The organism is Nocardia sp. NPDC058058 (genome assembly GCF_042885355.1).
Lineage (GTDB): Bacteria > Actinomycetota > Actinomycetes > Mycobacteriales > Mycobacteriaceae > Nocardia.
Genome location: NZ_JBHVSA010000001.1, coordinates 698,208 through 719,860 on the forward strand (window position 1 = coordinate 698,208; position 21,653 = coordinate 719,860).

Annotated in this window: 20 protein-coding genes; 14 read left to right on the forward strand and 6 right to left on the reverse strand. The window is 66.7% G+C overall.

The features are described 5' to 3' along the window. The first annotated feature begins 84 nt into the window (after positions 1-84). Positions 85-441: an MmcQ/YjbR family DNA-binding protein gene (locus ACFVUS_RS03115; protein WP_375967589.1), complete on the forward strand. Its 357-nt coding sequence runs from the start codon at positions 85-87 to the stop codon at positions 439-441. A 16-nt stretch (positions 442-457) separates the two neighbouring features. Here ACFVUS_RS03115 and ACFVUS_RS03120 read toward each other — a convergent pair whose 3' ends face one another. Continuing rightward, a complete protein-coding gene (locus tag ACFVUS_RS03120; RefSeq protein ID WP_387761514.1) occupies positions 458-1,384 on the reverse strand; it encodes a toprim domain-containing protein in 927 nt (308 codons plus the stop codon). Between the two features lie 271 nt (positions 1,385-1,655). Next, complete coding sequence (locus ACFVUS_RS03125; RefSeq protein ID WP_387761515.1) at positions 1,656-3,041, reverse strand: NAD(P)/FAD-dependent oxidoreductase; 1,386 nt, start codon at positions 3,039-3,041, stop codon at positions 1,656-1,658. Positions 3,042-3,242: 201 nt separating this feature from the next. On the opposite strand from ACFVUS_RS03125, the gene ACFVUS_RS03130 reads away from it, so the two are divergent. From ACFVUS_RS03130 to hisG, 6 genes are all read left to right on the forward strand, one after another. Then, positions 3,243-4,160 carry an arpA protein gene (locus ACFVUS_RS03130; protein WP_387761516.1) on the forward strand — a complete coding sequence of 306 codons (918 nt, stop codon included), beginning with the start codon at positions 3,243-3,245 and terminating at the stop codon, positions 4,158-4,160. Positions 4,161-4,172: 12 nt separating this feature from the next. Next, positions 4,173-4,997 carry a class I SAM-dependent methyltransferase gene (locus ACFVUS_RS03135; protein WP_387761517.1) on the forward strand — a complete coding sequence of 275 codons (825 nt, stop codon included), beginning with the start codon at positions 4,173-4,175 and terminating at the stop codon, positions 4,995-4,997. After that, positions 4,994-6,796, forward strand: coding sequence for a choline/carnitine O-acyltransferase (locus ACFVUS_RS03140; protein WP_387761518.1), 1,803 nt, complete (start codon positions 4,994-4,996; stop codon positions 6,794-6,796). Before ACFVUS_RS03135 ends, ACFVUS_RS03140 begins: the two co-directional genes overlap by 4 nt. 47 nt (positions 6,797-6,843) lie before the next feature. Then, on the forward strand, positions 6,844-7,425 hold the full coding sequence (locus tag ACFVUS_RS03145; RefSeq protein WP_375967582.1) for a TerD family protein: 582 nt from the start codon (positions 6,844-6,846) through the stop codon (positions 7,423-7,425). Between the two features lie 102 nt (positions 7,426-7,527). Beyond that, positions 7,528-7,791, forward strand: a complete 264-nt coding sequence (locus ACFVUS_RS03150) for a phosphoribosyl-ATP diphosphatase (protein WP_309230825.1) — start codon at positions 7,528-7,530, stop codon at positions 7,789-7,791. An 87-nt stretch (positions 7,792-7,878) separates the two neighbouring features. Beyond that, complete coding sequence (gene hisG / locus ACFVUS_RS03155; RefSeq protein ID WP_387761519.1) at positions 7,879-8,730, forward strand: ATP phosphoribosyltransferase; 852 nt, start codon at positions 7,879-7,881, stop codon at positions 8,728-8,730. 67 nt (positions 8,731-8,797) lie between these two features. On the opposite strand, the gene ACFVUS_RS03160 is transcribed toward hisG, so the two are convergent. Next, positions 8,798-9,670, reverse strand: coding sequence for a RecB family exonuclease (locus ACFVUS_RS03160; protein ID WP_387761520.1), 873 nt, complete (start codon positions 9,668-9,670; stop codon positions 8,798-8,800). A 105-nt stretch (positions 9,671-9,775) separates the two neighbouring features. On the opposite strand from ACFVUS_RS03160, the gene ACFVUS_RS03165 reads away from it, so the two are divergent. Beyond that, positions 9,776-10,609 (forward strand): tRNA (adenine-N1)-methyltransferase, encoded by an 834-nt coding sequence (locus ACFVUS_RS03165; RefSeq protein WP_387761521.1) that lies wholly within the window; start codon positions 9,776-9,778, stop codon positions 10,607-10,609. 208 nt (positions 10,610-10,817) lie between these two features. Here ACFVUS_RS03165 and ACFVUS_RS03170 read toward each other — a convergent pair whose 3' ends face one another. Then, on the reverse strand, positions 10,818-11,243 hold the full coding sequence (locus tag ACFVUS_RS03170; RefSeq protein WP_387761522.1) for a hypothetical protein: 426 nt from the start codon (positions 11,241-11,243) through the stop codon (positions 10,818-10,820). Between the two features lie 41 nt (positions 11,244-11,284). Beyond that, positions 11,285-11,746, reverse strand: coding sequence for a hypothetical protein (locus ACFVUS_RS03175; protein WP_387761523.1), 462 nt, complete (start codon positions 11,744-11,746; stop codon positions 11,285-11,287). Positions 11,747-11,989: 243 nt separating this feature from the next. Between ACFVUS_RS03175 and arc the strand changes: the two genes are divergently transcribed. After that, positions 11,990-13,750 carry a proteasome ATPase gene (gene arc, locus ACFVUS_RS03180; RefSeq protein ID WP_387761524.1) on the forward strand — a complete coding sequence of 587 codons (1,761 nt, stop codon included), beginning with the start codon at positions 11,990-11,992 and terminating at the stop codon, positions 13,748-13,750. A gap of 57 nt (positions 13,751-13,807) precedes the next feature. Here the strand turns inward: arc and ACFVUS_RS03185 are convergent, their stop codons facing one another. Next, positions 13,808-14,251: a MarR family winged helix-turn-helix transcriptional regulator gene (locus tag ACFVUS_RS03185; protein WP_387761525.1), complete on the reverse strand. Its 444-nt coding sequence runs from the start codon at positions 14,249-14,251 to the stop codon at positions 13,808-13,810. An 86-nt stretch (positions 14,252-14,337) separates the two neighbouring features. Here ACFVUS_RS03185 and ACFVUS_RS03190 point away from each other — a divergent pair, with 86 nt between their 5' ends. From ACFVUS_RS03190 to ACFVUS_RS03210, 5 genes are all read left to right on the forward strand, one after another. Then, on the forward strand, positions 14,338-16,098 hold the full coding sequence (locus tag ACFVUS_RS03190; protein WP_387761526.1) for an ABC transporter ATP-binding protein: 1,761 nt from the start codon (positions 14,338-14,340) through the stop codon (positions 16,096-16,098). Between the two features lie 162 nt (positions 16,099-16,260). Beyond that, on the forward strand, positions 16,261-17,238 hold the full coding sequence (locus ACFVUS_RS03195; protein WP_387761527.1) for an alpha/beta hydrolase: 978 nt from the start codon (positions 16,261-16,263) through the stop codon (positions 17,236-17,238). Between the two features lie 110 nt (positions 17,239-17,348). Further along, complete coding sequence (locus tag ACFVUS_RS03200) at positions 17,349-18,848, forward strand: serine/threonine-protein kinase (protein ID WP_387761528.1); 1,500 nt, start codon at positions 17,349-17,351, stop codon at positions 18,846-18,848. Beyond that, positions 18,835-20,085 carry a hypothetical protein gene (locus ACFVUS_RS03205; RefSeq protein WP_387761529.1) on the forward strand — a complete coding sequence of 417 codons (1,251 nt, stop codon included), beginning with the start codon at positions 18,835-18,837 and terminating at the stop codon, positions 20,083-20,085. Before ACFVUS_RS03200 ends, ACFVUS_RS03205 begins: the two co-directional genes overlap by 14 nt. Next, positions 20,086-21,648: a serine/threonine-protein kinase gene (locus ACFVUS_RS03210; RefSeq protein WP_387761530.1), complete on the forward strand. Its 1,563-nt coding sequence runs from the start codon at positions 20,086-20,088 to the stop codon at positions 21,646-21,648. It begins immediately after the preceding gene. Positions 21,649-21,653 lie beyond the last annotated feature (5 nt).

Below are 21,653 nucleotides of genomic sequence, written 5' to 3' on the forward strand. Positions count from 1 at the left end.
GTGGCGAGGGGCCCGGCGCATTCGATGCGGTGCGGTTCCCATTCGTACAAGTCCGGCACCGAGGTGATCGGTTAGCCTTCGGCCATGGGTGAACCTCTCGAATCCCTGCGGGCGCTCTGTACCGCCCTGCCCGAGGTGACCGAACGCCTCAGCCACGGCGAACCGACCTGGTTCGTGCGCGGGAAGAAGACCTTCGTCATGTTCGCCGACCACCACCACGACGATCGCCTCGGCTTCTGGTGCGCGGCTCCGCCCGGTGTCCAGGAGGAACTGGTCGCCGGACAACCGGACAACTACTTCCGCCCGCCGTATGTCGGCCACCGCGGGTGGCTCGGCGTCTATCTCGATGTCCCCGTCGACTGGACCGAGATCGCCGAGATAGTGCAGGACGCGTACCGGCTGATCGCCCCCAAAGCCCTGGTCGCGCAACTGGACTCGTAGCACCGCGGACGTGCGGTCAGCGCTGGTGCCCCTGTCGGCCGTAGTGGGCGTCCAGAACCGGCACGGGGTCGAGATCGGAAATGTGGTGGCCCGCATCGCAGTGGTCGGTGAGGTCCTTGCCGTCGCGGGCCTGGACTATGCGCAATTCGCGGACGAGGTCGACCAGGGATTCGGCGACCCTGGCGGCGTGACGGTAGCCCGGTGCGTCGCGGTCGGCGATGATCCAGACCCGGTGCGCGCCGGTGAACCAGGCGGCGTGATCGGGATGCCAGCCCTGTGCGCCACCGGCATTGCAGGTGGCGGTGAGACCGGCGTGGGTGGCGGTGAGCGCGTCGGCCTCACCCTCGCAGATGTGAATGTCGCGGCCGGAGTGGACCGCGTCGAGCACCTCGGGGAGATGGAAGGGCAGGTGTGCGAAACCGCCGGGGGTCCAACCGTTCTCGGTGCGGCGATACTGCCGGAAGGATTTCGCGCGGCCGTTCCGGTGCTCGGTGTGGACGCGGACCACGCATCCCGCGGAACGACCGTCGGGCCGGCGGTAGATGTACGTGGCCACATCCTGTGCGCGGCCCACCGGCGGACCGAGATCGCGTCTGTGTACCTCCAGGGACAGGCCCGCCACTTGCAGTGCTTGATCAGCCAAAGCCACTGCGGGGGAGTGGGTTCGATGTGTACCGGTGGGGGCCCGCGGCTCGTCGAATAGGTCGCGGACGCGCAGGCCGAGGCGCTCCAGCACCTGCTCATCGGGGCAGCCCGCGAAGCACCGCACCACCGTGCGCCCGCGCTGCCGGTTGTAGACGACGCCCAGCGAGGGATGGTGGTGGCGGCCGTCGGATTCGTGAACGGGGCACAGGTAGGTGGTCCAGTCGGCACCGCGCCGACCGGGACCGGATACCCGGTTCAGGGCGGCGGTAATGGTGTCCCAGGAGCGGTTCGAGTCCATAGCGAAGTCCTCTCACTACCGGTGTACCCGGTCCGCGGGGACTGTCAAACAGATCGAAACCCGTTGGAGTGCACGGTAAATCGTGCTTGCAGATGTGCGGGATCGGCATCGATGTGGCAATTGCACAATTAGTCAATGGAAATATGCGCATCTAGGCATGTAACTCGGGCGTGGCTCGCCGCATCCGGTTGTGCTCCGATGACGCGTCACGACCCGAACAAGCAGGGAAGGGCCCCGGCGCGGGAGTTGGGCGCGCCGGGGCGGGGAGGGGTCAGCGACCTGAGATGCGGTCGGCGAGCTTAGCGATACGGGAGGTGTGCCCGAGGCGGTTTTCGCGGTGGTCGGCCGCGCGATAGAGGCTGTACATGAGCTGTACGCCGATCCAGCGCAACGGTTCCGGTTCCCACCGGCGCACCTGCCAGTTCACCCACGGCAGGGTCGTGAGCTCGGTATTCCTGCGCAGCAGTAGATCTCGCAGGGTGCGGCCGGCGAGATTGGTGGTGGCCACACCGTGCCCGGTGTAGCCTCCGGCGAAGCCGAGGCCGGTGGTGTGGTCGAGCGCGACGCTCGAGCACCAGTCGCGGGGGACCGCGAGCACTCCCGACCAGGCGTGTGCGAGTGGGACTTCCGCGGTGGCGGGGAAGAAATCGGTGAGCATGGCCCGCAATACCTCGACGGTCCACTGTTGTGTGTGCCCGTCGGCGTCGATCCGGCTGCCGTAGCGATACGGCTTCCCGCGTCCGCCGAAGGCGATGCGGCCATCCGCCGTGCGCTGGGCGTACATGTAGTAGTGCGCCATATCGCCGAGCAATTCGCCGTGCTGCCAGCCGATTTCGCGCCAGAGCGACTCCGGCAGCGGTTCGGTGACGATCATCGAGCTGTTCATCGGCAGCCAATCGCGGTGGTTGGCACCGAAAGTCGCGGTGAAGCCCTCGGTCGCACGGATCACGTAGTCGGCGGTGACGGTGCCGTGCGCGGTGATCGCCGCGGCGGCGGCGGTCGCGGTGCGCGGTCGTACCGATTCCACGGTGGTGTGCTCGTAGATCCGCACACCCAGCGCTCGCACCGTATCGGCAAGTCCGCGTGCGAGTTTCGCGGGCTGCACGCGCGCGCAGTGTGGCGTCCACAGCGCCCCGGTCGCACCGGCGACGCGGATTCGCTCGTCGGTGTCGACGGCCATGAGATCGGCTTCGCCCCAGCCCCATTCGCGCGCGTGCGCCAGAGTTTCGCCGAGCCGCGCCTGTTGCGCGCTGTTGCGCGCCACGGTCAGCTGTCCGCTCTCGAGCACATCGGCGTCGATGCCCTCGGCCGCGGTGACCTTCACGATCTCGTCGACGGTGTCGAACATGGTGCGTTGTAACCGCACCGCGGCATCGCGGCCGTGCACCCGGGCGTATGCCTGCGGCGATCCCGCTATCTCCCCGACAACCCACCCGCCATTGCGCCCGGAGGCCCCGTAGCCCGCGAATTCCTTCTCCAGCACCACGATTCGCAGGTCCGGTTGCGCCTGCTTCAGGTAGTACGCGGTCCACAGTCCGGTGTATCCGGCTCCGATAACGCACACGTCGGCCTGGGTATGTCCGGACAGCGGGGCTCCGGGGTCGACGGGGGCGAGCTCACGGAACCAATACGACACCGAACCATTGACAAAGGACATATCAGACATCCTGGGCTATCTCCGAGCATTCGGCCACCGGCACTCCCGGATGGTCCCGAGGAGCGGGAGCGGGTCCGATTCGCGGCATTCGGATCGCGCCGGGTTGGCGCATGAAAACTCTTGGTGCACAGGAATAGTGAATATCCACAATCCCGGTACATCCCGGGCGTGTCGGGCGGTTTGCCCGCCAGAATGATCGACATGGTTGCGACAGGGGGTAGGGCAGACGTGTGCGATACGGACGGCGCCGGGGCGGTGGCCGCCGCGCCGGTGGGCGGTGCGGTCCCCGGAGTGGACATCTCCCGCTATCCGCTGGACTCACCCGGCGGTGCCGGGTGGAACGCGGCCGTCGCGGCCGCGCGCGCGGAGTTGGCGGCCGACGGCTGTACCGTACTGCGCGGTTTCATTCGGTCCGACGAGGTCGAGACCATGCGCCATGAAGGCGTCGCGCTCGCACCGCACGCCTACTACACGGTCGAGAACGTCAACGCCTACAACATCCCGATCGACGCCGACCTACCCGCGGATCATCCGGGCCGCATCGTGCTCCGTCGCGGAAACGCCTTCGTCGCAAGGGATCTGATCCCCCGCGAAGCCCTCATCCATCGGCTCTACACCGATGCCCGGTTCCAGCGCTTCATCGCGGACTGTTTCGGTCTGGACGCGCTGCACGAGTACACCGATCCGCTGGCGGGCCTGTGCCTCAATGTCGTTGCGCCCGGTATGTCGCATCCGTGGCACTTCGACACCAATGAATTCACCGTCAGCATGCTCACCCAGGAGCCCGAAGCCGGCGGGGTATTCGAGTACTGCCCGAATATTCGCTCCCGCGCCGCCGAGAATCTCGACGATGTGCGCGCGGTGCTCACCGATCACGGCGAACATCTCATCCGGCGGCTCGAACTGCGCCCCGGTGACCTGCAACTGTTCCAGGGGCGATTCTCCCTGCACCGCGTCGCGCCCGTCGGCGGCACCGTGCAGCGACATTCGGCGATCTTCGCCTACAGCGACTCCCAGGGCGTCATCGGCACCGCCGAGCGCACCCGGCAACTGTTCGGGCGCGTGTTGCCTGATCATCTCGCGGCCGATGCTGTCCGCGGTGACCGTCTGCTCGACTGAGAAGAGGACCACGTGCCGGTTTCCTTGCACAGCACTGGGAAAGCGTCGTTCGACGATATCTACGAGAGCCCCGACCCCCGTGCGTATTACGCCCGAATGTCCGAATTGGACTATCGGATACCGGAACTGGCGAAACCTCACTTCCAGCAGCTGCTGGCCGACCACCACGCGGCCACCGGCATCACGAGCCCGACCGTGCTCGATATCGGCTGCTCCTACGGCGTGAACGCGGCCCTGCTGCGCCTGGACACCACCATGTCCGATCTGTTCGACAGCTACGCCGAACCCACCCCGCCGGATCTGCAAGCCCGCGATCGCGCCCGGCTCGCCGAGCAGGATCGACTACCCGGGGTCCGATTCCTGGGAATGGACGCTTCGGGCGTCGCACTGGACTACGCCCGCAATGCCGGGCTGCTGCACGACACCGTGCACGCGGATCTGGAGGCCGCCGACCCCACCGACGCGCAGCGCCGCGTCCTGGCAGGCGCCGACCTGGTCATCTCCACCGGCTGCGTCGGCTATGTCACCGAGCGCACCCTGCTGCGGGTGGCCCGCGCCCACGGTGGAAAGCTGCCCTGGATGGCGCATTTCGTGCTGCGCATGTTCTCCTTCGATCCCATAGCCACCCATCTCGCCGCGCTCGGCTATCACACCGAACTCGCGCCGGGCGCCTTCCGGCAACGCCGGTTCGCCTCGCCGGAGGAGCAGGCGCAGGTGTGTAATGCACTGGCGGCCAATGGAATCGATACGCAAGGCTACGAATCCGATGGCTGGCTCTACGCCCAGCTCCACCTGTCCCGCCCGAACCTATCCTTCGACCACGAGGACCTGCATTGAGCGAACGGACCTTCGCCCACGACGATCAGCTGCCGCGGGTGCCGCTCCCCACTCTGGAGGAGAGCTGCACCCGCTTCCTGCACTGGTCCGCGCCGCTGCTCTCCAGCGACGAATACGCCGCCACCGCGGCGACCGTCGAGGATCTGCTGCGCCCCGACAGCCCGGCCCGCACCCTGCACGCGGATCTGCAGCGGTTCGACGCCGAACCCGGCGTCGGCAGTTGGCTGGACGAATTCTGGCCCTCGCGCTACCTCGGGCGCCGGGACCGAATCGCGTTGAACGCCAACTTCTTCTTCCTGTTCCGCGATGACACCGTGCTGGGGGCCTCCACCTCCGCCGGACAGGCGGAACGGGCGGCGGCACTGGTCACCGCGGCGGTGAACTACAAGCTGCGCCTCGATGCCGAGGAGATCCCGCCGGTCACCCAGCGCGGGCAGAAACTCAATATGGCGCAGAACAAGTTCCTGTTCTCCGAGACCCGGATTCCCGGTGCTCCGCAGGACACCGTGCGGGTGCCGTACACCGATGAGTGGCCGGGGCCGTCGCAGGCGGGACATATCGTTGTCCTGTACCGCGGCAACATGTTCCGGATGGATGTGCTCGGGGCCGAGGGCGTGCCGTACAGCCCCGAGGATCTGACCGCCGGACTGCTCGGGGTGATGAAGGCCGGATCGCGGCGCGCGCCGGTGAACACCTCGGCCGGGCATCTCACCACCCTGGCCCGCAAGGACTGGGCTCCGCTGTACCAAGAGCTGCGGCCGGTCAACGCCGAGGCGTTCGAGACCATCGAGACCGCGCTGTTCTGCGTCTGCCTGGAGGACTTCAGCCCGCGCGACACCCTGCACGCGTGCGATCAACTCCTGCACGGGGACAGCGGTAATCGCTGGTTCGACAAGGCGGTGTCGTTCATCGTCTTCGCCGACGGCCGCACCGGTATCAATGTCGAGCACTGCGGACTGGACGGCACCACGATCCTGTCGTTCGTGGACACGCTGCTGGAGACCCCGGTCACCGAGCATGCCGCGCAGTCCGGGGCGCAGCCGCAGGGGCTGCCCGCCGCCGAGCCCATCGAGTTCGTGCTCGATGCCGCGCAGCGGTCGGTCACCTCCGCCGCGGCGGCGTCCTTCTCACAGTTCGCGCTGGACACCGCCACCAGTACGGTGTCCTTCGATTTCGGCACCGGGCATATCAAGACCCTCGGTATCTCCCCGGATGCCTTCGCGCAGTTGAGTTATCAGCTCGCGCATCGGCGCAGCAAGGGCCTGACCGGAGCGACCTACGAATCGATCGCGACCCGGCAGTTCCGCAACGGCCGCACCGAGGCCATGCGCGTGGTGACCCCGGAGATCCTGGAATTCATTGCCGCCATGGAGAATCCGGCGGCCAATGACGATCGCAAGCGCGAAGCCGTGCGGGCCGCCGCCACGGCGCATGTGCAGCGGGCGCAGGAGTGCCAGCGCGGGGAGGCTCCCGAACAGCACCTGTGGGAACTGGAGTGGATTCAGCGGCGTCGCGGTGAGCAGCTCGGCGTGACCGCGCCGATGGCGTTCTTCGACAGCCCCGGCTGGAAGATCGCGCGCGATGACTATCTGAGCACCAGTTCGGCTCCGTCGGTGAATATTCAGTTCTTCGGTTTCGGGTCAACCAGCCCGACCTGCATCGGTATCGCGTACGTGCTGCTGCCCGATCGCTGGAACCTGTACCTGGCCACCCCGAAGTCGGTGGCGCAGCAGATGCACGACTTCGCCGCGCAACTGCGCACGGCCGCAGCGGAATTGGAGAAGTTGCTGGCCGGATGAGATTCGACCCCACCACTGCTGTCTGATTTGTCGGTAACGTGACAATCGTGATTACGCTCAAGAAAGAAGACGGCGCAGCGGATCTCGGCGGCATCACCAAGATGAGCGTCGGGGTCAGCTGGGATCCCTCCTCGGGCAGCAGTGGTGGACTACTCGGTATCGCTCGGCGCAAAAAAGGCGTCGACCTGGATTTGATCGCAGTACTCATGCAGGGCAGCGAACCCGTGCGGTTCGCCGGCCTGGATTCCCTCGACCCCTTCGGCAACGGTTCGGTGCAGCACACCGGCGATGAGCAGACCGGCGCGGCCTCCGGCGACGACGAGACCGTGCACGTCACCTTCGCCACCGTGCCGCCCGCCATCGACGGGATCATCTTCGTCGCGGCCGCCTTCAAGAAGGGCAGCAGCTTCGAGAAGGCCAACAATGTGTCCTTCAAGATCTACGACGCCACCGGCGGCAGCACCCAGCAGGTGGCCGATATCTGGCCGTCGCTACTCGGCGCGGACAACGCCAATGCCATCGCCCGCGCCTTCCGCAACGGCCCGGCCTGGCAGCTCGAGGTCCTCGATCGCAAGGGCAAGGTGAAGCAGGGCGATATGCAGGCCCTGCTGCGATTCGCCATGGCCTGACCTGGGATTCGCTCCGGTCCGGGTGGTTCCCGCGCAGCGGGTGAACCGCCCGGACCGGCCGGTTCATGGGGCAGGGGTGGCGATCTGCGAGAATCACTTACCGTGAAATCTTTCGAAGCCCTGTTCGCCGAGCTACAGGATCGTGCAGTCAACCGCCCCGAGGGGTCCGGAACCGTCGCCGCTCTGGACGCCGGTGTGCATGCGCAGGGCAAGAAGGTACTGGAGGAGGCCGGCGAAGTATGGCTGGCCGCGGAGCATGAGAGTGACGAGTCGCTGTCGGAGGAGATCTCCCAGCTGCTCTATTGGGTTCAGGTGCTGATGGTGGGCCGCGGTCTGCGGCTCGAAGACGTGTACCGACATCTGTGATGCGCCGTTTCACCGCACAGCCCGTGCGGCCGATGACCCCGCGTCCACTGTCCTCACGTCCCCCCACCCGTCCCGAAAGGAATATCTATGCTTCGCGTCGCCGTCCCAAATAAGGGCTCGCTGTCCGAATCCGCCGTCGCCATCCTCGCCGAGGCCGGATACCGCGGCCGCAAGGATGCCCGCGATCTGAGCGTGCTCGACAACGCCAATCAGGTCGAGTTCTTCTTCCTGCGCCCCAAGGACATTGCGATCTACGTCGGCTCCGGTGAGCTCGATCTCGGCATCACCGGGCGCGACCTCGCGCTGGATTCCGGTGCGCCGGTGCAGGAGCGCCTGGCCCTGGGCTTCGGCAACTCCTCGTTCCGCTACGCCGCTCCGGCGGGCCGGGAGTGGAAGGTCGAGGACCTCTACGACAAGCGCATCGCCACCTCGTACCCGAACCTGGTTCTCACCGATCTGAAGGCGCGTGGCATCGAGGCCGAGGTCATCCGCCTCGACGGCGCGGTCGAGATCTCGATTCAGCTCGGCGTCGCCGATGCCATCGCCGATGTGGTCGGCTCCGGTCGCACCCTGCGCCAGCACAATCTGGTCGCGTTCGGTGATTCGCTGTGCGACTCCGAGGGTGTGCTCATCGAGGCCAAGGGCGCGGATCAGCGCAACAAGGCCCGCAATCAGCTGGTGGCTCGCATTCAGGGTGTCGTGTTCGCGCAGCAGTACCTGATGCTCGATTACGACTGCCCCAAGTCGCTGCTGGAAGCCGCGGTCGAGATCACCCCGGGTCTGGAGTCGCCGACCATCGCGCCGCTGACCGATCCCGAATGGGTCGCGGTGCGCGCGCTGGTGCCGCGCAAGAACGGCAATGAGCTCATGGACAAGCTGGCCGATCTCGGTGCGAAGGCCATCCTGGCCACCGATATTCGCTCCTGCCGCGCGTTCTGATCGATCGCCGCATCGCGAAATAGCCTCGCCCGCCGCGTTTTCGCGGCGGGCGTGACTGTTTCCGGTCTCAGTCGGCCGTTTCGGTCAGGACGGTGATGGTGTCGGGTGCGGCGATGGCGGGGTACGGCGGCGGGGTGCCGCCGAACTCAGGGCAGAGCGGTTTGAAATCGCAGTACTGGCACAGCCAGGATCGACTGGGCGGGAAATCGCCTGTCTTGGAGGCGGATTCGATGGCCTGCCAGAGCGCGGAGACAATGCGTTCGAAACGTAGCAACTCTTCGGCATCGGGTTCGTAGCTCAGGGTCTGCTCGTCGGCGAGGTACATCAGGCGCAATTCCGCGGGCGCGGTGCCCAGCGTGCGCATCAGCACCAGAGCGTAGAACTTGAGCTGGAACAGCGCCCGGGTTTCGCGTTCCGGACTGGGGGAGCGGCCGGTCTTGTAGTCGATGACGTGCAGCAATCCATCGGTGGAACGGTCGATGCGATCCACGAAGCCGCGCAGCGGGGTGCCGTCGGGCAGATCGGTCTCGATGAACGCCTCGAGCGATTGCGGTTCGAAGGCGGTGGGATCCTCGAGGTTGAAGTAGACCCGCACCAGGTCGTGCGCCTCGGCCAGGAAACCTGGCAGTTCCTCTTCGGCTATCAGGTCGGCGGTTTCGGGGCGCGATTCCAGCAGCCGGGTCCAGGCGGGGGCGATCAGATCACCGGCGTGCGCCAGATCGCGTTCGGGTGCGGGCAGTCCGAACAGCGCCTCGAGCACCGCGTGCACGAGCGTGCCGCGCACCGCGACCCGGGCGGGGGCCTCCGGGATCCGGTCGATCGCGCGTAACCGATACTTGAGCGGGCACTGCTTGAAATCCATTGCGCGCGAAGGTGAGAGTGCGAGCCTGCGCGGCTGGGCGCCCGCGGAGTCCGGGGTAGTGATCGCGGGTACCGACATACCTGGCAGGCTAAACGCAGGCACCGACAAGGTGCGAACCTGATTCACGCAGCAAAATCGCAGCGACTTCCGGCCTGCGCCGGAGTCGAACCAGAACGGAGATTCATGACGGCCAGACGGACCGGGCCTTTCCAGATCGGCGACCGGGTGCAGCTGACCGACGCCAAGGGGCGCAAGTTCACCGTGATCCTGGCGGAGGGCGGCACCTTCCACACCCACGCCGGAGAGATCGCCCATGACGATCTGATCGGTGCCGACGAGGGCAGCGTGGTGATGTCCGCCAAGAACACCGCGTACCTGGCGCTGCGGCCGCTGCTGACCGACTACGTGCTGTCCATGCCGCGCGGCGCGGCGGTCATCTACCCCAAGGACGCCGCGCAGATCGTGCACGAGGGCGATATCTTCCCCGGCGCGACCGTACTGGAGGCCGGTGCCGGTTCCGGCGCGCTGACCTGTTCGCTGCTGCGCGCGGTCGGCCCGGAGGGCAAGGTCGTCTCCTGGGAGATCCGCGAGGACCACGCCGAACACGCCGTCCGCAATGTCGAGCGCTTCTTCGGGGAGCGCCCGGACAACTGGGAGCTGACCCTCGGCGATGTCGCCGAGTACTCCGGCCCGCAGGTGGATCGGGTCATCCTGGACATGCTCAAGCCCTGGGACACCCTGGACGCGGTCGCCAAGGCGCTGGTGCCCGGCGGTGTGCTCATGGTCTACGTGGCCACCACCACGCAGATGTCCGAGGTGGTCGAACACCTGCGCCGCCAGGAATGCTGGACCGAGCCCCGCGCCTGGGAATCCATGGTTCGCGGCTGGCACGTGGTCGGCCTGGCCGTGCGGCCCGAGCATCGCATGCAGGGCCACACCGCCTTCCTGGTGACCGCCCGCCGCCTCGCCGACGGTGTCGTCGCCCCCAAACCGCAGCGCCGCGCCGGTAAGGGATAACGAAGCGAGACGGAGTCGATGCCGAAACGCGCACGCTGCCAATCAGGCTCGACGTGCGTGCCGCCCGGCTCCGCGGCAGAGCCTTCGAATCGGCCTGCCCCGCAGGCTTTTCAACACGATATGCCCCCTTTCCTGTTGGAAAGGGGGCACATTCGTGTGTTTCGGAACGGTGTGCGTTCAGCCGGTGCGGGTTTTCACACCGTGCCGATCAGCAGGGAGCGCGTCCCATCGACAGGATGGTGCACGCGGTGCTCTCCGAGAGCTGCCAGCCCGCGGCGGTGTGCTGCCAGGACATCGGCACGCCCGGCATGGTGCCGTGCGGGGAGATGACCGCGACCGAGGCATTGGCGTTATCGCCGTCGACCTGGATGTTCGAGACGCCGAAGCCGATCTTGCCGTAATTGCCCAGCTTCGAGGTCATGGTGTCGATATTGCTCGCGCGCCGATCGCCACCCACCATGAGCTGCTCCTTGTCGACCGTGGCGATATTCGGGTCGACGAAGCGTTCCAGGGTGGACTGCAATTCCTCCGGCGAGGGTGCGGGGGAATCGGCGTTGGCGAATCCCGCGCCCGAGACGAGCGCGAGGCTCGCGCCGAGGGCGGCCAGGGAAATGCGGGCGGAGCGAGCGAGCATGAGCGGTCGAGCCTTTCGATCGGAGCGATATCTGCTGGGTATTACGGCTGACAGGCGGCGCGCGCCATGCCGAGGATGGTGCAGGCGCCGGAATCGGCGAGCTTCCAGGTGCCGTCCACGTACTGGAACGACATCGGCACATCGGCCATGGTGCCGTGCGGGGACACCACCGACACCTTCACATCGGCCTTATCGCCGGTCTGCTTGATTTCGCCGACGGTGAAAGACACCGCGTAATGCGCCAGACCCTGGTTCATTGTCTCGATGAGCGCGATCCGCTTGTCCCCGTCGACAACGAGTTTCGCCTTGTCCGCGGCCGGTTTCGCCGGATCGGCGAACGCGGTCAGCACGCCCTGGAGCTGCTCGGCGGTGGGTGCGGGAGCGGTCGCCGCCTTGGTGACCGCGGCCGAGGTGGTGGCCGCTGAGTCGGTCGAGGTCTTGTCATCGGAGCCGCAGCCAGCCAGGGTTGCGGTAACGGCGAGGGCCGCCGCAACGGTAGCCACGGAAACACGAAGCGTCCGCGAGGCGTTGCCCATACCAGAAGTTCGACTGGTGGGAAGGAGCATCAACGGCACCCTTTCGGATCGGCCGGTGATTAACTCACCGGAAACATGTTAGGGCAGGCTAACATGTCCGTCCGGTCCGCTAGCCGCAGCCTAGATGTGATCACGACGAAACCATGTCGGAAAGCGAGAACGAGTATCGCCCGGTAGCGTTGATAGACCGGGACTGGGAGGAGCAGCATCATGAGCCCCAACGAACATTCGGACTCGGCGGCCTGGAGGGAACTCGAGGCCGTCCGCGCCGAGGCGGCTGCACTCCGGAGGCAACTCGCCGACTCGCCGGATCGCTCACGGGAATTGGAAGCGCGCGTTGATTCGCTGACAATTCGCAACACCAAACTCATGGACACCCTCAAGGAAGCGCGGCAGCAACTCGTCGCTCTCCGTGAGGAAGTCGATCGGCTCGGTCAGCCACCGAGCGGTTACGGCGTTCTGCTTGGTGTGTATGACGATCAGACGGTCGATGTGTTCACCTCAGGACGAAAGATGCGCTTGACGTGCTCGCCGAATATCGACACTTCCACCCTCATCTATGGTCAAACCGTGCGTCTCAATGAGGCGTTGACCGTGGTCGAGGCCGGCAAGTTCGATCAGATCGGCGAAATCGGCACGCTGCGCGAGATTCTCGACGACGGCCGTCGAGCACTGGTTGTCGGTCATGCCGACGAGGAGCGAGTGGTGTGGCTGTCCGGCCCGCTCTCCGCGCTCGTCGACGTGGACGATATGGAAGATCCGGATCGCCCCATTCGCAAACTGCGCCCGGGTGATTCGCTGCTGGTCGACACCAAGGCCGGTTTCGCCTTCGAGCGAATCCCCAAGGCGGAGGTCGAGGATCTCGTGCTGGAGGAGGTGCCCGATGTCGATTACCACGATATCGGCGGCCTCGGGCGCCAGATCGAGCAGATTCGCGATGCGGTGGAACTGCCGTTCCTGCACAAGGATCTGTTCCGCGAATACGCGCTGCGGCCGCCCAAGGGTGTGCTGCTCTACGGTCCCCCCGGTTGCGGTAAGACGTTGATCGCCAAGGCCGTTGCCAATTCGCTCGCCAAGAAGATCGCCGAGGCGCGCGGTGAGGATGCCAAGGAAGCCAAGTCGTTCTTCCTGAACATCAAGGGCCCCGAACTCCTGAACAAGTTCGTCGGTGAGACCGAACGCCATATTCGGATCATCTTCCAGCGGGCTCGGGAGAAGGCCTCCGAGGGCACCCCCGTGATCGTGTTCTTCGACGAGATGGATTCGATCTTCCGCACCCGCGGTTCGGGTGTCTCCTCCGATGTGGAGACCACCGTTGTGCCGCAGTTGCTTTCGGAGATCGACGGTGTCGAGGGCCTGGAGAACGTCATCGTCATCGGCGCCTCCAATCGCGAGGACATGATCGACCCTGCCATTCTGCGGCCCGGCCGCCTGGACGTGAAGATCAAGATCGAGCGCCCCGATGCCGAAGCGGCACAGGACATCTTCTCCAAGTACCTCACCGAGACGCTGCCGCTGCACGCGGACGATCTCGCCGAATTCGATGGTGAGCGCGCCAAGTGCGTGAAGGCCATGATCGAGCGAGTGGTGGATCGGATGTACGCCGAGAGCGAGGACAACCGCTTCCTGGAGGTCACCTACGCCAATGGTGACAAGGAGGTCCTGTACTTCAAGGACTTCAACTCCGGCGCCATGATTCAGAACATCGTGGACCGCTCCAAGAAGTACGCCATCAAATCGGTACTGGAATCGGGCAATCCGGGTCTGCGCATCCAACACCTCTACGACTCCATCGTGGACGAGTTCGCGGAGAACGAGGACCTGCCCAACACCACCAACCCCGATGACTGGGCACGTATCTCGGGCAAGAAGGGCGAGCGGATCGTCTACATCCGCACCCTGGTGACAGGCAAGAACGCCTCCGCCAGCCGCGCCATCGACACCGAGTCGAATACGGGTCAGTACCTGTAACAATCGAATAGGAAGGGCCGCAATCCCCTTGGGGATTGCGGCCCTTTTCGTATGCGATCAGCTCTGGCGCGCAGTGGTATTCGCGGTGTCGAGTTCGGCGAGGATGTCGCGCAGGGTTTCGCGGCGGTCGGGGGAGAGGGTGGAGAAGAGGTCGCGGGCGGCTTGGACTCGGGCCTCGGACATGCGGGTGAGGAGGGTGCGGCCCGCGTCGGTGAGTGCTACGAGAGTGGCTCGGCGGTTTGTGGGGTCGGGGGCGCGGGTGAGCAGGCCTGCGGCTTCGAGGGCGTCGACGACGGTGGTGGCCGAGCGGGGGACGATGCCGAGTCTGTCGGCGAGGTCGGACATGCGCAGGGGTTCGCCGGCGCGGCTCAGGGTGCGCAGGGCGCGGGCCTGGGCGGGGGTCAGGCCCAGGGGTGCGAGGTTGGCCATTTGGCTGTGCCGGATGCGTTTGGCGGTGCGCAGGAACAGGTCGGGCAGGTCGCCTTCGGATACCTTCTCCATATTGCTGAGCATAGCTCACTGTCATATGGAATAATTGTGAGCCTAGCTCAGTTATGGGGAGAGATTCCCGTTGGAAGGAGGCGCCTATGGCTGCCCGATCCGAACTTCGCCGGATACTCCGGCTGTTCCACCCCTATCGTTCCCGGCTCGCCGTCGTCGGCGTGCTGGTCGGCCTGTCCTCGATCGTGGGACTGGCCTCGCCGTTCATGGTGCGCGGGGTCATCGACACCGCGCTGCCCGACGGTCGCACCGGACTGTTGACCGCGCTCGCGGCGGGCATGATCGCCGTCGCCGCGCTGACCGCCGTGTTCGGCGTCTGGCAGACCTATCTCTCGACCGCGGTCGGGCAGGAGGTCATGCATGATCTGCGGACCGCGGTCTACTCGCGACTGCAGTCCATGCCGCTCGCGTTCTTCACCGCGACCCGCACCGGTGAGGTGCAATCGCGCCTCGCCAATGACATCGGCGGGATGCAATCGACGGTTACCTCGACCGCGACCTCGCTGATCTCCAATTTCACCTCGGTGTTCGCCGCCGTGATCGCCATGTTCGCGCTGGACTGGCGGCTCACCCTGGTCTCGCTGCTCATGCTGCCGTTCTTCGTATGGATCAGTCGCAAGGTCGGTTCCGAGCGCCGCCGCATCACCGGGGAGCGGCAGAAGCAGCTCGCCGGGATGTCCGCGATCGTCGAGGAATCGCTGTCGGTCAGCGGAATCCTGTTGGGCCGCACCATGGGTCGCTCGCCCGCGCTCGTCGATGACTTCTCCCGGGAGTCCCGGGGATTGGTGGACTTGGAGATTCGCTCCAATATGGCGGGGCGGTGGCGGCAGTCGACCATCACCATCGTCATGGCCGCCATGCCCGCGGTCGTCTACTGGGCGGCCGGATTGACCGTCGCCGCCGGGCATCCGCTGGTGTCCATCGGCACACTGGTGGCATTCACCACCTTGCAGGCCGGACTGTTACGGCCCGCGGTCATGCTGCTGTCCACCGGTGTGGAGGTGCAGAGTTCACTGGCGCTGTTCGGGCGCATCTTCGAATACCTGGATCTGCGACCCGATATCGCCGAACCGGAGCATCCGGTGGCGCTGCCCGCCAAGGGTGTGACCGGTGCGGTGCGGTTCGACCGGGTCGGGTTCGCCTACGACCCCGCCGATCGGAAGGTGCTGAACGATATCGATATCAGCGTTCCGGCCGGGACCAGCCTGGCGATCGTCGGTGAAACCGGTTCGGGCAAGACGACTCTCGGCTATCTGGCCGCGCGCCTCTACGATGCGAGCACGGGCAGCGTCACCGTTGACGGAATCGACGTGCGGGACTTGAGTTTCGCGGATCTGTCCGCCACCGTCGGCGTGGTCTCGCAGGAGACCTACCTGTTCCACGCCTCGGTCGCCGAGAACCTGCGCTTCGCCAAACCCGATGCCACCGACCAGGAGCTGTACGCCGCCGCCCGCGCCGCGCAGATCCACGATCACATCGCCGCGCTGCCCGACGGCTACGACACCAAGGTCGGCGAACGCGGCTACCGCTTCTCCGGCGGTGAGAAACAGCGCCTGGCGGTGGCGCGCGCGATCCTGCGCAATCCGCCGATCCTGGTGCTGGACGAGGCCACCAGCGCCCTGGACACCCGCACCGAACGCGAGGTGCAGGCCGCCATCGACGCCCTGTCGCAGGGCCGCACCACCATCACCATCGCGCACCGGCTATCCACCATCCGCAATGCGGATCAGATCGTGGTGCTGGACCACGGCCGGGTCGTGGAACGCGGTACGCACGCGGAACTGCTGGCGCGCAACGGTTTCTACGCCGATCTGCTCGCCCGGGACGAGGTGCTGGCGGTGGCCTAGCCGCCGCCCGGCAAAGGTTGCATCGTGATGTTCGTGTTGTCATAACTCCGGGTGTGGCATACGGTCTATCTCGACTGTCGGGGGATCGTCGAATGAGTTGTGCTGGTGTGCAGGGTATTTCGCTGCGCTACCGGTTGATGGGCACCTGGAGGGGACATCCTGATGCGTTTCGATTCCACACGTCTGCTCGCGATAGGCGCTGCGGCATTGGCCATTCCCTTGGCGGCCGCGGTGGCCTCGCCGGTGACGGCCCTGGCCGCACCGGCGTTCGGCCCGGTGCATCGGGCTCCCGCCGGTGGATTCGAGGAACTGATGGTTCCGTCGAGTATGGGTCCGGTCAAGGTGCAGGTGCAGTGGGCCAAGCGCGGTGGCGGCTCGGCCCTGTACCTGCTCGACGGTATGGCGGCCCGGGATGATCGCAACGCCTGGTCCTTCGAAACCAATGCCCTGCAACAGTTCGGCGATGACGATGTCACCCTGGTGATGCCGGTGGGCGGCCAGTCCAGCTTCTATACGGACTGGGCCTCGGCCAGCAATACCAACGGCCAGAAGTACACCTACCGCTGGGAAACCTTCCTCACCAAGGAGCTTCCCGACTTCCTCGCCGGTTACGGCGTCTCCCGCACCAATAACGCCGTGGTCGGGCTGTCCATGAGCGGCGGGGCCGCCCTCATGCTCGCCGCCTTCCACCGCGACCAGTTCAAATTCGCGGGCACCTTCTCCGGGGCGCTGAACATCTCCGCCCCCGGTATGCGCGAAGCCGTCCGGGTGGCCGTATTGCGCTGGGGCGCATACAACATCGACGCCATGGCCGCCCCCTGGAGCCCCGCCTGGCTGCGCATGGACCCCTTCGTCTTCGCGCCCCAGCTCAAGGGCCTGCCCATGTACATCTCGTCCGGTAGCGCCCTCCCCGGCCCCGACGACCGCCCCGCCAGCGTGGCCCAGGTCTTCGACACCGGCGTCAGCATGGGCATCGAAGCCGTGGCCCTGCTCAACACCAGATCCTTCCAGACCCGCCTGAACTCCCTCGGCATCCCCGCCACCTTCGACTTCCCCGCCGCCGGCATCCACACCTGGAAGTACTGGGAAGCCGAACTCTGGAAGGCCCGCCCCGCCATCCTCTCCGCTCTGCAGGCCTGATTCGCCGATCCCGGAGAGTGCTGCCCGGCACTGTTATAGTCCGTCGGGAACCTTTGCCGCGCAATCTGTTCGAGGCGGTAGGGGGAGTGTTCGGTGTGGGAGGGAACCCGGTGGATATCGCTGCGGGTACCTCTTTCGGCGGATACCGGATCGAACGTCCGCTGGGTACCGGCGGCATGGGGACGGTCTACCTGGCGAAACATCCGCGACTACCGCGCAGTGACGCACTCAAGGTGCTCTCCGCCGAACGTTCGGCGGGCGCGGGATTCCGGGCCGGCTTCCTGCGCGAGGCGGAAATCGCCGCGCGCGTGCGGCATCCGAATCTGGTGGCGGTGCACGACCGGGGCGAACAGGACGGCCGGCTCTGGATCGCCATGCAGTACGTGGCCGGGGTCAATCTGGCCGATGTGATTCGCCGCGGCCCCATGCCGGTCGAGCGCATCGTCCATGTGCTGACCGAGGCGGCGCGCGGTCTGGATGAGCTGCATCGCGCCGGTCTGGTGCATCGGGATGTGAAGCCCGCCAACATACTTGTCGACGAGCGGCCGGATCAGCCGGATCGCGTCCTGGTCACGGATTTCGGCATCTCCAGTGCGGCCGAGGACGCGGCCGCGATCGCCGCCGGTGGTTTCACCGGAACCCTGGCGTATGCCGCCCCCGAGCAGCTCGACGATGATCGGATCGATCATCGGGTGGACGTCTATGCGCTGGGCTGCACGCTCTTTCAGATGCTGACCGGGTCATTGCCGTTCGTGCGCACCGCTCCGGGTTCGCTGATGTACGCGCATATGCATGAGGAGCCGCCCCTGCCATCGGCGCTGAATCCGGCGCTGCCCAGGGGATTCGATGTCGTGGTGCGCCGTGCCATGGCCAAGCGGCCCCATGACCGGTTCCCGAGTTGCGGCGCGCTGGCCAGTGCCGCCGCGGCGGCACTCGCCGGTGTCCCGGGTGAGCCGAGCGGCCCGCGCCGGAGGCGGCTGTGGCCACGTCGTCCGGTGGGTCGGCGGCGGATCGAAGTAGCGGCGGCACTTGCGGTCTCGGCGCTGCTGGTGGGTGTGCTGGCCGTGCGCCTCTGCTCGGATCCCGTGGACTCCGCCCCGGTACTGGCACAGCCGATGACCGGCACGATCGATCCCGCCTACTGGGGCGACTACGCCTATATCGCCCGGACCTTTCCGGATCTGTTGCCGCCCACGCCGTACGGCAGCGGCTACCAGGAGCTCACCGGCTGCATTCCGATCGGTGGATCCGGCACCGATTCCTGGACGACTCCGGTTGCGGTGGGCGAACTGTACTGCGTCGGCAATTCCGATCCGGTTTTCTCGCTGTTCGTCACCTGTAACGCCGACAGGTCGCCCATCTCACCGGATTTCGGCATCGCGGTAGCCGAAGGTGATGAGCGCTGGACTCGCCCTTCGGGTTCGGGGCACCTGTTCTGGGGTACCGGTGTGCTGGTCGACACCGGCACGGTGCTCGACAACAAGGGCGTGGGGGTGCTGGACGTGTATTTCGATGATCCCGGTCGCAATTTCTGTCGACTGGAGCTGTTCGGGAATACCGCGACGGGTGCCGAGCTGCGCACCGGATGGTGGCCGAATGCGCCTTTCTGACAGCATATTTCGTTACCTTCGGCCCTCGGCGGCGCTCGCCGCGATACTGCTCGCGGCCGGGTGCACGGTGCCGGGTACGCCGGTGGCGCAGTATCCCGATCCGGCGGCAATGGATGTGGGCGCGTTCGGCATTCGACGGCTGCGGGAGCCCCCGGGCAATGAACAGTACGGCCGGGTGATCGAATCCACCCGGCTGGCAGAGGCGTTGATCGACCCGGCCGAGGCGGATCCGGCGCTGACCGGCCAGCTCGGGCCCAATGGCGTACATCTGATGCCGACGCCCGCCAAAGCCGCGTCGCTGTTGGCCGCCCCGGTGCGCGCGGTGCTCGAGCGCGAGGGGTTGCTGGCGGGCGCGGCGGTGGGCGGCACGGTGCCCGCCGCCGGTTTCACGCCCGCGGTGGGATCGGCCCGGCTGTTGTCCCTGCTCATCATGCGGTTCCCGGATCCGGACGCGGCCCAGCGCGCCGCCCGCGATATCGATGCCGCCGATGTCGCTGTCAATTCGGCGAACACCGCCTTGACGATTCCGGACTATCCTGCCGCGCACGCGCATTGGCGTCCAGGTGTGCCGACCGCCGCCGCCAGCCTCGCCGACGGCGTTTTCGTCGTGAACCTGTACCTCGGAGACACCGTGGCGGACGCGGCGGTGCTGACGCTGTTGGCGCGCAGTACTTTCGACAAAGAACTGCCCCGGCTTCGCGAATTCACGGTGACGCCGCGAGATCAGCTGGCTCGCCTGCCCATCGACCGCGAAGGCATGCTCGCGCGCATCGTGCCCGAGGCGCCGGGGCGCTGGCCGTATCCGATCGTGGTGTCGACCACGCCGCAGCGGAATGCCGGTTGGTCGGCAGTGGTGCGGGGTGAGGGTGTGGTCTATGGCCCGCGTGCGGCGAGCCTGTGGAGCAACCGGGTCCGGCGCGATACCGGTATCGAGTTGCAGGCGGTGAATGGATTGACCGCCCTGACCCGGTATTCGTCGGCGACCTCGGCGCGCGACGCCTTCGAGAAAGTGGTGCGCGAGTACGCCGCGGGCAAGGATGTGCGCTCGGTGCCGGGACCGGTGGGGGTGCCGGATGTCTACTGCGGGGAGGGCGTCGGCGGGGACTCCACCTTCCATCTGCGGTACGCCTGCCGGCTGTTGTCCGGGCGGTATCAGGCCATGCTGATCGGTCCGGACATGACCGATCTGCGGCAACGGCTGGCCGCGCAATACGGCCTGCTCGTGAATGGCGATTGAATGACCGCACTGCCCGCCCCCGGAGAGGTGTTCGCCGGGTATCGCATCGAACGCGTCCTCGCCGAGGGGACGCGCGGGCGCGTGTACCTGGCCGCACATCCGCGACTGCCGAGGCGTGACGTCCTCAAGGTGCTGCCGCCGAGTGGTGATTTCGAGTTCACCGCGCGCTTCGTGCGCGAGGCGGAACTGATTGCCCGCCTGGAACATCCGAATGTCGTGCGGGCCTACGATCGCGGTGTCGAGCGCGGCTGTCTGTGGCTGGCCATGGCGTACGTCGACGGGGTCGACGCCGGGGAGTTGATACGTCGTCACCCCGGGGGACTACCGGTGGCCCGCGTGGTGCGGATCGTGACCGAGGTGGCGCGCGGCCTCGACGCCGCGCATCGGGCCGGACTGGTGCACCGCGATGTGAAGCCGGGGAACATTCTGGTCGAATCCCGTTCCGAGGAAATGGATTCGGCCTACATCTCGGATTTCGGGGTGGCCCGGTCCATGACCGAGACCGAAGCGCTGACCGTGGCCGGGACGATGCTGGCCGGATTGGATTACGCCGCACCGGAATTACTGGCCGGTGCGGAGGCGGACCAGCGCGCCGACGTGTACGGGCTGGGGTGCACGCTGTTCGAATTGCTGACCGGCACGAAGCCGTACCCGGCGTCCAGCCCGGCCGCGCTGATCCGCGCGCAACTGCGGGACGCGCCGCCGCGCCCATCCCAGCGCGCACCGGGCCTGCCGGTGGCCATCGACGCGGTGATCGCGCGCGCCCTGGCCAAACAGCCGCGACGGCGCTATGACTCGGCCGGGGCACTCGCGCGGGCCGCCGCCGCTGCCCTGGACGGCGAGGTCGCCGGGCGCGGGGCGCGCGGTGGTGTCCTCGGCTCGACCGTGCGGACCGGCGTGGCTCGGTGGAGCGAATCGTCCCGGCGGGCCCGGGTGGCGGTCGGGCTCGCGGCGCTGACCGCGGTGGTGGCGCTCACCGCCGGTGCGGTCCTTGTGCCACGGCAGTGGTTCGGCACCTCCCCGGCGGCACCGACTGCTTCCGCCACGAGCACGACCGGTGCGGCTCCGGTCGACACGGTGCGATCGTGGGGCGCGTACGACTTCGTGGTCCGGGCGTTTCCCACCTTGCTGCCCTCGGCTCCGCTGGGCGGCGGCTTTCAGGCCATGCGCTGCGCCCCGATGGGAGCCGATTACGGCGATGCGAAACTGGACGCTCCCCTCGGAGAGGTCGCGGGGCTGCGGTGCAATGGCAACGGCGACCCGGTGATGTGGCTGTTCGTACAGTGCGAGGTGGATCGGTCACCTCGGCGGATCACGGTGAATCCGACCGATTCCGTTGCGGGCGAACAAGAGTGGGTGCGGCCCTCGGGTAGCGGCCGGATGGTCTGGGGGAGCGGTACCGGTCTCGGTTCGGGTCTGGACACGTCGGTCGACCGAATGCGCACCGGCAAACTTCGCATCGAATTCGACGATGCCGCACGGAATTTCTGCACGCTGGAGGCGTGGGGCGGGGCGTCCGGTCAGGAACTGGTCGATCGCTGGTTCCCCGGGGTGCCCTTGTGAACCGC